The following is a 12,849-nucleotide window of genomic DNA, read 5'->3' as shown; positions in this document are numbered from 1 at the left end:
ATGTAGCGATAGTGTACAACGAAAGGAAGAGGAAATATCGGCCTTGACGATGGTGCCTCAAGAAAAATGGTCCATAGAAAAGTGAGGCAAAGGCAGCTCAGCCATGTCGTGATACCCCGGAGGAGCATTCATCAGGTTTTCCGCCTGGTTCAGCATCAGTCCGACAGTTGCAGTATCTCCCATGATCCCGTTATTGATAATGACATTTACGGGCGGGTCACCGTCCACATTTATCGCATCATACTCAATGGACGCGTCGATCCGCGTACTAAGGCGCAGAGATATGACGACCTCGTCAGATTTTTCGACGGACACCTCTTGTCTTACGCCGACGACATGATTCTTTGCTACAAAAATATTTTCGCCATGGAAATCATGGTCGGCAATAATTGGCTGGACGCTTGACCTGATTCTTTCGTACTTGATGTCGAGGTAGCTCGCCAAAAATTCCGCCGAGTCTGTCAGGCCGGACGGACCGAACTTTCCGCTGACTGTCTCCTCGATAAATTCTTCTTTGCTAAGTCCGATACCCAGTTTGCGCTGAAGAGAGAGTCTCATGCGGCTGAGGTTGATCATACGCTCGGCTCTTATGGATCTTACTTCGACGCATGGCGCGGTCAGCATTAAGACAAGGCTGTCCATAACGTATCCGGGATCCACCCCGGTCGCCATGATCCTGACCCTTTTCGCCTTAGCGATTTTGTCGAGGTGATGAAAAATCTTGATATCCCGCTTCTTAAGGAAGAAGAGTTCCTCCGCCGTGGTAATCACATTGTAGCCGTGTTTCAGCAGGTCGGCAACCTGATCGGCTGCATCGGGAAGAAAAGACACTGTGGAGTGAAATGCGAGGCTAGCTCTCTTCGCTTTGAGTTCGCCGATCGTCCCCGCAACCGGAAGATTGTAAATCGTTTTGAGATCCAGCAACTCGCCCAAATCCTTATGCAGTTTGTCGGGTGCATTGTCCATACATCCGACAAGCTTAAACTTATCGGGGTGCGATAGTAGGGCTTTCGCGATGTTGAGTCCGATCTGGCCGAGTCCGACCTGGATGACCTTAAACTTCCTTGTCACTTCGCCTGCTTCTTGATTGGATCTCGTGGATAAACATTTGTGTGATAACCGTCGGGCGGGTAATTGCCGCCCCGACAACCACAGCGTACGCGCCGAGCTCAAGCGCATGTGCCGCCTCGCCTGGAACGAGAATTCGCCCTTCAGCGATTACCGGTACAACGAGAGCGTCCGCGAGGCGTTCAACAAGGTCGAAGTCCACTCCCAGCGCCGCCTTATGAGACGTAGCCTGGGTATAGCCGGAGAGAGTGGTGGATACGATGTCCGCACCCAATTCCGCGGCCTGGATCCCTTCCTCGAAGTTCGAGATGTCGGCGAGGAGAAGCGTGCCCGGGTGGTTCACTCTGACTCTGCGCAGGAACTCGAAACCCGTCAACCCGTTCGGCCTGATGCGCTCCGTTACGTCGAGCGCAACAATGTCCGCGCCCGCGTCGACGATCTCACCCACCTGCCTGAAATCCTCCGTCAGAAGCACTGCACCGTCGGGATAGCTCGACTGGATCACACCGATCAACGGCAGCTTGACGGCTTCCTTCACTGCTTTGATATTATCTTTCCCCTCGGTTCTAATCCCCGCAGCACCGCCCAGTTGAGCCGAGAGCGCGAACGCGGTTGCATGTTCCGGCTTGTTGAACGGATCGTCCGATTCAAACTGGCACGACACGATAAGACCGCCTTTCATATTTGCGATCGAATTCAAATATTCCATTTCACTACTCTCGGTTTGATTGTGTGATAATTAATCGCTCCAGCATCATCGCAAAAGGATTCCTTTTGCAATCTGGAACGAAGAAATGAGGACGACAACTGCTGTGGCCGCAAACGCGAATGAGAACAATCTCACTCCAAAAAGAACCTTGGAAAACCTGAGGAAGAAATATACTGCGGCGGCCAGCGTCAGGATTTCCAGGAAAGAAAGTAAATAGAACGGGATCGGATTGATGATTTGAGGTGACGGATTGTTTGAAAACGAATACGAGCCGAATACCGCGACCTCGAGGGGAATGAGGAATATGGCGTCCGCAGCAAGGGGATGAAGCGCAAAGATGGATCCGGAAACCATCCCTCTGAAACCCGCGCCTGTGCGCTTGAACTTCGACACCATATAATTTAGCACGGAGAACAAATAGATTCCGACAAGAAAAACTGTCAAGGATAATTTGATTCCTTCCAGCACCAGAGTCGAAAGGTCAAGAGAGTACACATCTGCAGCCTTGATAAAGTAAAGGAAAAAGAACGAGATCCCTATGGATTCAAGTACAGCGAGCAACAAACTGTAATTCCTGTGCTCAGCCAGGATGATTCTCTTTAGGGTGGAGTCGGGATTTTTCCACAAAGCGTAAATGGTAGAGAAAAGATCCAGCGCCTTCACGTTCGATTGTAAATGGCTCCTGCAACTGAAACACCTCAACGATAGATCTGAATTTTGCGAGCCACATACAGGACAATTAGTCAATCCAACTCCTCCCTGCTGTCTGGAAAACGAATGAACTCGTCGACTGATTACAGGCCACTATGCCGATTGATTCTCCTCGACCGGTTCAAAATGCGCCGTAAAATGTCTGAGGTACGGCGGCTCGTAAGTTATTTTGTAACCGGGGATAAAATTTCTCCTTTTGAAAACATCGATTGTTATTTCGGCGGCATAATCGATATGACTTTGTGTGTAGACTCTTCGAGGAACGGCGAGTCTGACCAATTCAAGGCTGGCGGGAGCAAATTTCCCGTCGACTTCTTTTCCGAACATCACCGACCCGATCTCGACGCTCCTGATCCCTCCTTCGACGTACAGCTCGACGGCGATTGCCTGGCCGGGATAATTCTGCGGCAAGACATGCGGAAGAAATCTTTTCGCGTCCAGGAAGACTGCGTGCCCGCCGGCCGGCACAAGAACGGGGACCCCTCCCTCCTTCAACTTCTCACAGAAATACTCAATCGACCTTATCCTGTACTTCAAGTAGTCTTCGTCCAAAACTTCCACCAGTCCCTGTGCCATCGCCTCCAGGTCTCTGCCTGCCAGGCCACCGTAAGTCGGAAAGCCCTCCGTCATTATCAGGAGACTGCGCGCCTTCTCGGCCATAATCTGATCGTTCATCGCAAGGAAGCCGCCGATGTTCACGAGTGCGTCTTTCTTTCCGCTCATCGTGCACCCGTCAGCATAGCTGAACATTTCGCTCGCGATTTCTTTGACGGGTTTGTCTCTGTATTCGGGCTCACGTGTCTTAATGAAGTAGGCGTTCTCAGCAAATCTACACGCGTCGATGAACAGCGGAATTCCGTATCTGGCGAGAAGGGCTTTCGTTTCCTTTATGTTTTTCATGCTCACCGGCTGGCCGCCGACAGAATTATTGGTCACAGTGAGCATGCATAGAGGTATCTTCTCGCGCCCCGTTTTCTTAACTAGATCTTCCAACTTGTTCAGATCTATGTTGCCTTTGAAGTCGTACGGCTTGTCCGTGTCGAGAGCGACAGAAACAGGTAGATCAACCGCGGTCGCGCCCGAGAACTCGACGTTCGCCCGGGTCGTGTCGAAGTGAGTGTTGCTGGGAATAATTTTACCCGGACCTCCGACGATAGTGAACAAAATCTTTTCGGCAGCTCTGCCCTGGTGGGTCGGTATGATGTTGCTGAATCCCATCAAGTCCCTGACGACGCCTTCGAATTTGAAAAAGCTTCTAGAGCCCGCGTACGACTCATCTCCGTCCATGATTCCCGCCCATTGACGTGAACTCATGGCCGTCGTACCGGAATCCGTGAGAAAATCTATTAGAACATCATCTGCCTTGACCAGAAAGAGATTGTAGTGAGCCTTTCTAATGACTTCCTTACGATACTCTACGGAAGTGAAGTTTATCGGCTCGACGGATTTGACCTTGAACGGCTCGATGATGGTTTTTACCATCTTACCACACCGTAGCTCCCGATGGAATCCGGATAGACGCTTACGCTCAACGAAAAATTAAGGTGGCCGACAGCCTCCAGCTTTAGCAAGTTACCTCCCGTGGAGACTATCTGGTATTTTGCAAGGTCGGTAGAATCAGGTTGTGAAATCGACATGAAGGTGAATCCATCGAAGGAACCGTTTCCTCCGCCCATCTGCGTCGGCTTTCTGTACCATCCCTGCGCCGTCACTGATACATGATTCAATTCGTTGATAACCTCATTGATCTCAGTTTCTTGCTGGTTCGATTTGAAATAAATAATCGCGAGCGAGATTGCAACCGCTACGATGATCGCCACAAGAATAAGAAAGAGCAGTTGTTGCGTTCCCATTACTATCTCCTATTTCAGGATTGGACTACCGGGATTATTCCGGTGGTCCATAATCCGGCTACTAATAGATTTTTGTCGGATCGACACGTAACGGACGCGCTCCATCTGAATTCGAGTCGTATCTTTCTGGCGCTCTGGTTTGTTGATTGAAACTGAATAATTATTGCAGATACGGAGTCGAGCAGGAAATTTTGCGGTCAGCCTCGGGCCTCCGCTAATGCTTCCGCCCTTTGAAGTGATTCCAACAGGGTCTCTGATTTTTGCGACGAAATCACTTTCCGCTGAACCGGCTTCATCGAGAATAATAACATCTGGGCGTGGAAAATTCGAGAAGTTCATTAGTCTCATCTATTTGGCGGGGACGCCTTTGAACTCGGCAGAGACTTCTTCCAGCCTGGAAAGAAGGATATCTACGTGTTCCCGTTGAATGACAAGCGGCGGGAGAAGCCTGATCACATTTCCGTTCGTACAATTTGCAAGGACACCTGAGTCGAGGAGCTTGTTAACGAATCCGCCGCATTCGGACTTGCACTCGACTCCGAGCATGAGTCCGATGCCACGAACTTCGGAAACCAGGTCAGCGTGGCGCGCTCCAAAATCGGTAAGCCGTTGCTTGAGATACCCGCCCACCTCGGTCACGTGACCGGCGATGTTACACTCGGATAGCTCTTTGAGGGTCGCAAGCCCTGCCGCACAGGAAACCGGATTACCTCCGAACGTCGTTCCATGTGTCCCGTATCCCATGACATCGACAAGTGGGTCATCGACAAGGAGCGCGCCAAGAGGGAGCCCGCCGCCGATCGGCTTCGCCACTGTAACAAGATCCGGTCTGACGCCATAATGCTCGAAAGAAAAGAACTTTCCTGTCCGGTAGACACCGGACTGTATCTCATCGGCAACGATCAGAAAGCCATACTTTTGTCTCAGCGAAAAGAGCTCGCCGACAAACTCGCGAGACAGGACGTTCACGCCGCCTTCCCCCTGGATGAATTCCACGAAGACTGCGGCGGTCTTTGGATCCACCTTCCGCCTGAGATCTTCCACGTTGTTGAAACCGATATGGTTTACGTCCGGCAGGAACGGTTCGAAGCCCTGCCGATACTTGTCTCTGTCGGTAAGCGAAAGAGCACCAAAAGTCCTGCCGTGAAAGGAATTGCTGAGTGCGAACACCACAGATTTGTTTGATCGCTTGCTCCACTTTCTTACGAGCTTCATAGCGGCCTCGACAGCTTCAGTGCCTGAGTTTGTAAGGAACGCCTTCGGAAAGCCGGATAGGCGGCAGAGGAGTTCGGCAAATTCTATTTGAACATCCATATAAAACATATTAGACATATGCATATAACGACCTGCCTGCTCGGCGATTGCGGCCTTGACGCGCGGATGATTATAGCCCAGTGCGTTGACTGCAAGACCTCCAAAGAAATCAATGTATCTCTTCCCGTCCTTTGCAAAGATGTAAACACCGTCAGCCCGCTCCACCTCTATCGGCAAGCGCTTATACGTGTGGATTAAAAACTCTTCTTCCTTCTGTTTCAGGTTCATCGCTCTTTCCTCAATTGTACATCGAGTCAATTAATTCGGCGTACTTCGCCTCAACGACCTTTCGCTTAACTTTAAGTGTTGGCGTCAGATCACCATTTTCAATGGTAAAGGGCGTCGGGAGAAGCTTGAATCTCCTGACCTGTTCGTATTTTGCCAGATCTTTTTGGAGATCGTTAATGTCCTTTCTCACTGCCTCGTTCACCTTGTCGTTCGAAACCAATTCCTCTTCATCTGTAAAATCCAGGTGGATTTCGCCGGCGAAGTCCTTAAGAAATTCAAAATCCGGGACGATCAGTGCAGTATTGAATCTTCTCTTGTCTCCGATCAGGATCACTTGGTCGACAAACTTACTCTGGAGCAGGAGGTTTTCGATTGGCTGAGGGGCGATATTTTTCCCGCCCGAGTTCACGAAGAGATGCTTCTTACGGTCGGTTATCACGATAAAGCCATCGGTGTCATAATGCCCAACATCACCGGTATGGAGCCATCCCTCTTTGTCTATCGACTCTCTCGTGGCTTCGGGATTCTTATAGTACCCTACCATTACGTGGGGGCCGCGTGTCAGGATTTCTCCGTCATCAGCGATTTTCACCTGAACATTCTTGAGCGGCTTGCCGACACTGCCGAATTTGTAGTCATCAATTCTGTTTGCAGATATCACAGGCGAGCACTCTGTCATACCGTAGCCTTCAATAATCATTATGCCAACCGCCTCGAAGAATTCTCCGAGTTCCCTTGATAACGCAGCACCTCCACTTACAAAGAATTTTATTCTGCCGCCCGTTCTTTCCTTAATTTTTGAAAGTACAAATCTATCTGCCAAAATGGATTGCGCTCGAAGAAGAGGACCGACAAATCCTCTTCTTTTTGCCATGACAACTTCCTTGCCTGTGCCCAGCGCCCAGTAAAATATTTTTTTCTTGAGAGTCGATCCGGCTTCGACGTTCTTTACAATAAGCGCATGTATGCGTTCAAACAACCGCGGCACCGTGGTTACTATTGTCGGCTTTACCTCAAGAAGATTCTGAGCGACGGTTTCAATGCTTTCCGCGTACGAGACAGATGCCCCCGCAGTTAATGCTGTATAATAGCCGGCCATTCTCTCGAAGCTATGTGAGATTGGCAGGAACGAAAGGAGAGTATCCTCGTCTGTTATTGAAATATGATCCAGCGCTCCTTTTATGTTGGCCGCAAAATTACCATGTGTCAGCACCACTCCCTTTGGTTCTCCGGTGGTACCGCTCGTGTAGATAATAGTAGCCACGTCCGAAGGTTTTGGGGCTGCGAGCCAATCTTCAAACGCACTCTTGCTGGTGTCCCGACCTCGTCTTCCCAATTCGTACAGTTCTGAAAAATCAAGAATAGTCTTATCCTTTGAATCTTCCTTCTGGTTCATGAGGATCAAATGCTTCACGTGTCCTATGTTTTCTTTGATCCTCAGAATCTTGTTCAGCTGGAAGTAATTCGACACCACTACTGCAGATACGTCGCCATCGAGGATGATGTACTCAATCTGTTTCGCTGTGAGAGTCGGAAAAATCGGAACATCTATCACGCCAATGGCAAGTGATGCAAGGTCGGCGATCGGCCACTCGGGCCTGTTCTCTGAAAGGATAGCCAGTTTGTCGCCACGCTTCATACCTAACTCGCGGAGTCCACGTGCGAACAGTTCTACCTTATCGTAAAACTCGTCATATGTAAGACCGATATACTTGCCGCCGACTTTGTACCTGTATACTTCTCTACCGCTCCCGGAATACTTCCTGGTCAATCGTGCAAACATCTCGGTAATTGTGCTGAACTCAACCGCAGCGCCCAATCAGATCCCTACTCGAGATTTAGTTTTCCTCAGAATGACTTCGAGTATGCAAGCCTCCACCTAAACTCAAACTCCTTCTTGCTTCCGGCGAATGCCGGTTTATTCACAAACAACGGCAAATCAAATCTTAACTCAGACAGGTCAATAGATTTGAGAAGGTTCGTCCGCTCGCTGAAAAATAGCTTATTTATGCCCTGAATATCAAATACAATTCCAATTCCTGCATCGTCGTAGAAATGCGAGCTGTTTTCGATGGTTTCTCCTCCATTTCCAAAAAAGGCGGCGTCATAGAACAGATTCGTCGAAAAGAATGAGAAAAGGTCTCCCAAAAGTGGGATGTCTCCGCTTGGAACGAAGGGTATGAGAGAGCCAAAACGCATTTCTAGATTGCCGCCATCCATCTTGTCACCGGAGATGAGGCCGCTGTATCCCCTCACACCCCCGCCACCCGAGGTTCTCGAATTCTCAACCATTTGTTTCGAAAGTGTTCCACTGCTCCGCAACAGAGCTTCATCGAAGACTTCCAGCGGATCACCTTGCGCCAGAAAGAACTGTGTCATGATCGGAACCGTCCCGGACGCTCTTCCCTCGAACAGATGAAGATCGAATGAATTGTCATCAAATGGAAGCGAGAGTGAAAACTGAATCTCGTGCTTTGAATAATCGTAAGAGTTCTCCGAAGTGAAAGGGAGAGTGGCTTCGTAATCTGCCTGGAAGGACGCGCGCCATCCTCTGCCATAATTATTGTACTCGTAAGACGCTTTGAGGAAATTCATCCTTTTCTTCAAATCCCAAGTCGAGGGATACTGAAGGTAGTCGAGCTTTTCTGCCATTGCTGAATTGACGCTGAGGGTGACGTTGTTGTATGGTGGATAACTGTAATGCCTGGAAAAAGTGCTGGCGAAACCGAGAGAGTAGAAATCCCTTCCCTCTATCCTTGCAGCCCTGGCATTCACCGTAAATTGTCTTGCGATATTCGGGACGAGAGAATTATAACCCAGGTCGTAATCGACTTCAGTGTGTTTCAGTTTTGAACCGTACCATAATCCTGCGTTGAGGTTTTTGATGCTGCCTAAGTAGCTCCCGTTCAGTTTCAAACCGTATTTAACGCCATCGAAGGTATTGAACCACAGACTGGGTCTCCAGCGAATCATGTAAGCGTCGTTGCGGTCCAGATTTACCATCGTATTGTCGAATCCGAAGTCGACTTTTGGACAAGGCCATGTGTTATTGAGCCGGTTGATGTCGAGGATCTCCTGTCCCGGATTGATCTCCGCACTTTCAACCCTGGAGGTGGTGATTACCATATAGGATCTTGACAGCTCGCCGCTCTTCCAATCGTCGACCGGACGATAGAGCACGGTATCTGTACCGTTGGCAAGGTGGAGGTGAACATCGATCGGCATGATCGCCTGGCCCCTCCGGCTAATTACTATTTTGTTTTTATATGAGACGTTTCCCGACGAATCGACCCTGGTGCGTGAGATGTGCCGAATTCCGTAATCGCACTTGTATGTCCTGTTGAACCATTCATTAAAGAACCACCTCAAGTCCTTGTCGCCACTTACATTCATCGCGAGGTTGAAGAAGTCCTCGGGATACACGTGCTTGAATTTGTAAGTGTCGTAGTAAGTCAACATCAGTCTGGAAAACACCGAGTCACCCAGCACGTACCTTAACATAAACATTATGTCCGCCGTTTTCGGATAGATCGAAAGGTCCTGGAGATAAGGCTCCGCATAGTGGTCAGCATGCGTCAGGATTGGTTCTTCGTATCCGGTACGGGCGAGATACAAATAAGCTCCGACATTTCCTGCTCGCTCGTCGGTGTTTGGAAAACCGAGGAACTTCTGATACCACTTGGTCCAATGATATGTGTTGTCGTACCTTCCGTAATAGGATTCGAGAGCGAGCGTTGTGATAAAAGTATTGAACCCTTCGTCTTGAAAACCATTTTCCGTCTCATTGCTTCCTATCATCATCGGATACCATTCATGCCCCAGTTCATGTATCACCACACCTGCAAGCTCATGGTCGTTTTCATTCCCGATGTGGCCGATAAAAACGATACCAGGATATTCCATTCCCCCGCCCTCGGTACCTTCGACGACAAAGGCATTCTTGTAAGCGTACATTCCAAAATGCGTAGAGAAGAAGCTTATCGCGTCAGTCCCCATCCTGGCGGTTTCCCACCAGTAGTCGGCTTTATCGCTGAAGTAAAGAGAATGAATCGCGATCCCGTTCCAGTAAGATACGTCCCAGATGAAATGCGGATCAGCTGCCCATGCAAAGTCCCTGACGCTGTCCGCGTGAAATTTCCATGTAACCATTTCGGTATCGGCCGGACTCAATTCCCGATTGGAGAAGTCAGCTACCCGCGACGTCCCGGCTTTAGACTTCGCTTGCTGGAGATTTAACAGGACGCTGTCGGGTAGAACTTCATTTGCATTGAGCAATTCTCCCGTGTAACCGACGATGAATTTTTTAGGCAGCGTTACGTCAACGTCGAATGTGCCGTAGTCATCGTAGAACTCGCCCCTGTTCATGTACTGATCTTTATGCCAGCCGAACTTGTCGTACACGGCAATTTGCGGGTACCACTGTGCGATATCATAATCGTCGCCGATATATCCTGTCCTGTCGCCGCCGAAAGGAACATTCTCATGCCAGTCTATAACGAAAGAAATACTATCACCGCTCTTGAGAGGTTCAGGGATTTTCACTTCCGCGATCGTGTTGTCAACCTTGAGTTCGAGCGGAATTTCTTTTTCTCCCGTCCGCTCAGAAATCCGATTGACCCAAATTCCGCCTGTAGTGGTTATTCCGTACCTCTTCTGGTATTCAGCCTGCTTGTATCCGTAGCTTCCCTTCGTGAACATATTCCAATATAAACGGATATAGACCCGGTCAAGATTATCCGGAGAATTATTTTTGTACACGATGGTTTCACTTCCGTCAATTGAGTGAGTGTCGTCATGGAGCGTGGCCGCGATTGTGTAGTGAACATATTGCTGCCAATAGGTTTCACCTGCTTTAGAAATTGCCGCAGTCGCTAGTATTGCAGTGAGCGTCAGCGCAATTTTCAAAAAGTATTGAACCCTAACGGCCAATGCTTCGGAATTGTTAGACATTATTTTCTCCTGGTAAAATCGTAAGGTGGGAATGAGACCAATCGTCGGTAAACTATGAGCGGGCCGGCAATCGTACGGATTTATTGTCTTTTTCCGTTCCTTTTGGCGTACGATACGCCAAGGAAGATACCGCCAACAACAATCATGATGATCCCCCAGACAAGATTTATGTTCATTCCGAGAGACTTCCCGTAAATTTCCCGCGGACCCAGTAAGCCGTAACCGAATAGCAGGAGTCCGTAGAATCCGAGAAGTGAGCCGAGCGGGATCTTAAGATCGAAGAAATGCGGACGATTGTTAGTGGATTCCATTCTATTGTCTCCGAGATTTCTCACCAAAAGATTATGTTAAGGACAACCATTACAACCAGCGATAGAACTCCCCAGAACGCAGGTTTGCGCAGGAGCCTTTCCGCGGAATGCGGCTTCGGAGTCAGTCCGTAAACCAAACCGACGAGCAGGCTCTCATCCTTCCTGGGAGTAAATAAACTGATTATGATCGTCGCGACAAAATCAGTCAGCCATGCCCACCAAGCCTGGTAAAAGTTCGCAGCCATTTCGCTTGGATAGTGAACGTAATGGAGCTGGTATAAAGTGTAGTGAAATGCCGAAGCGAGTATACCCAAAAGAAGTCCGAAAAAACCTGCCCATGGAGTAGTCCTCTTCCAGAACATTCCAAGGAGGAATGTCGCAAAAAGTGGTGCGTTGAAGAACGAGAAGATAAGCTGCATGTAGTCCATCAGGTTCGGAAACGATCTAACGATATACGCGGTCCCGATGCTGAAAATTACTCCGAAGATCGTAGTGTACTTCCCCATCTTCAGATAATGCTGATCGGGCATTCCCTTCCTGATGTAACTACCGTAGATGTCATACGTCCAGACCGTGTTGAACGCCGTGACGTTTCCGGCCATTCCCGACATGAAACTCGCAAGAAGTCCGGTGATCGCCAGACCCAGGATACCATTCGGGAGGTAATGGGCGAACATTAGAATCAACGCGGAATTGTAGTTAGGGGTTGGCCCGCCTGCGACAATCTTGAACTGCGGCAACAGTGCGACGGCAAGGAGTCCAGGAATGACCACAATTATTGGAACGAGCATTTTCGGAAAAGACGCGATGAGCGGAGTTCGTCTCGCAGCTGAAAGATCTTCCGACGCCATCGCTCGCTGGACAACAAGAAAGTCGGTGGTCCAGTATCCGAACGATAATACAAACCCGAGACCGAGCACCACGCCAATCCAGTCGACTCCCATCGGGTTATCTGAGGCGGAACCCATATGTCTCCACGCCTGAAGGAATGATGGAGGGATGCGCTGTACCAATCCCGCGAACCCGCCGACTGCATGGAGCCCGATATAAACGACCGGGAGTAATCCGAGCCATATCAGAAAGAACTGAATCACCTCGTTATAAATTGAGGAAGAAAGCCCACCGAAGAAAACGTAGATCAGTACGACGGATGCCGAGAGGAGGATGCTCGATGTCAGCGACCAACCGAGCGTGAGTTCAAAGAGGAGAGCCATTGCATACATGCTGATCCCGCTCATAAGGAGAGTCATAATCGCAAACGAGATTGCGTTCAGTCCGCGTGTAGCCTCATTGTATCTCAACTTGAGATATTCCGGTACGCTTCTGACGCGCGTGCTATAATAAAACGGCATCATGAATAGTCCGAGAAATATCATGGCGGGGATGGCACCAATCCAGTAGAAGTGCACCGTAAGGATCCCATATTTCGCCGAGTTCGCAACCATCCCGATAACTTCAAGCGCCCCGAGGTTGGCTGAAAGGAAGGCAAGACTCGTTATCCAACTTGGCAATGATCTGCCTGAAAGGAAGAAGTCTTCACTGGTCTTCATATACTTCTTCAGCGCGTAACCGACCACTATCGTGATCACCACGTAAGCCGCCAGTATTGTGTAGTCAATCAAGTTCATTGAGATTACAGGCGCCACATTACCTCCTGGTTAAATTGGGGGGACGGGATCGAATCCCGTAAAATGAGAGTCCGCGT

At 49.3% G+C, this 12,849-nt stretch carries 10 protein-coding genes; all 10 read right to left on the bottom strand.

From position 1 onward, the window contains the following. Nucleotides 1-57 precede the first annotated feature (57 nt). Nucleotides 58-1,071, bottom strand: a complete 1,014-nt coding sequence (locus VIS48_02380; protein ID HEY9164989.1) for a hypothetical protein — start codon at nucleotides 1,069-1,071, stop codon at nucleotides 58-60. Beyond that, a complete protein-coding gene (locus tag VIS48_02375) occupies nucleotides 1,055-1,777 on the bottom strand; it encodes an N-acetylmannosamine-6-phosphate 2-epimerase (GenBank protein ID HEY9164988.1) in 723 nt (240 codons plus the stop codon). Before VIS48_02375 ends, VIS48_02380 begins: the two co-directional genes overlap by 17 nt. A gap of 45 nt (nucleotides 1,778-1,822) precedes the next feature. Further along, nucleotides 1,823-2,524, bottom strand: coding sequence for a hypothetical protein (locus VIS48_02370; protein ID HEY9164987.1), 702 nt, complete (start codon nucleotides 2,522-2,524; stop codon nucleotides 1,823-1,825). 57 nt (nucleotides 2,525-2,581) lie between these two features. Next, nucleotides 2,582-3,970 carry a tryptophanase gene (locus tag VIS48_02365; protein HEY9164986.1) on the bottom strand — a complete coding sequence of 463 codons (1,389 nt, stop codon included), beginning with the start codon at nucleotides 3,968-3,970 and terminating at the stop codon, nucleotides 2,582-2,584. Further along, nucleotides 3,964-4,341, bottom strand: a complete 378-nt coding sequence (locus VIS48_02360; GenBank protein HEY9164985.1) for a hypothetical protein — start codon at nucleotides 4,339-4,341, stop codon at nucleotides 3,964-3,966. Before VIS48_02360 ends, VIS48_02365 begins: the two co-directional genes overlap by 7 nt. Before the next feature lie 348 nt (nucleotides 4,342-4,689). Continuing rightward, on the bottom strand, nucleotides 4,690-5,883 hold the full coding sequence (locus tag VIS48_02355; protein HEY9164984.1) for an acetylornithine/succinylornithine family transaminase: 1,194 nt from the start codon (nucleotides 5,881-5,883) through the stop codon (nucleotides 4,690-4,692). Nucleotides 5,884-5,893: 10 nt separating this feature from the next. After that, nucleotides 5,894-7,702: a long-chain fatty acid--CoA ligase gene (locus VIS48_02350; GenBank protein ID HEY9164983.1), complete on the bottom strand. Its 1,809-nt coding sequence runs from the start codon at nucleotides 7,700-7,702 to the stop codon at nucleotides 5,894-5,896. 29 nt (nucleotides 7,703-7,731) lie between these two features. Beyond that, nucleotides 7,732-10,833: a M1 family metallopeptidase gene (locus VIS48_02345; protein HEY9164982.1), complete on the bottom strand. Its 3,102-nt coding sequence runs from the start codon at nucleotides 10,831-10,833 to the stop codon at nucleotides 7,732-7,734. An 80-nt stretch (nucleotides 10,834-10,913) separates the two neighbouring features. Continuing rightward, nucleotides 10,914-11,144, bottom strand: coding sequence for a hypothetical protein (locus VIS48_02340; GenBank protein HEY9164981.1), 231 nt, complete (start codon nucleotides 11,142-11,144; stop codon nucleotides 10,914-10,916). Nucleotides 11,145-11,164: 20 nt separating this feature from the next. After that, nucleotides 11,165-12,772, bottom strand: a complete 1,608-nt coding sequence (locus VIS48_02335) for a sodium:solute symporter family protein (GenBank protein ID HEY9164980.1) — start codon at nucleotides 12,770-12,772, stop codon at nucleotides 11,165-11,167. Nucleotides 12,773-12,849: the final 77 nt, after the last annotated feature.

Source organism: Candidatus Kryptoniota bacterium (genome assembly GCA_036567965.1).
Taxonomy (GTDB): Bacteria; Bacteroidota; Ignavibacteria; order Kryptoniales; family JAKASW01; genus JAKASW01.
Note: the sequence above shows the minus strand (reverse complement) of the source record. Positions and strands in the feature narration are given on the sequence as shown.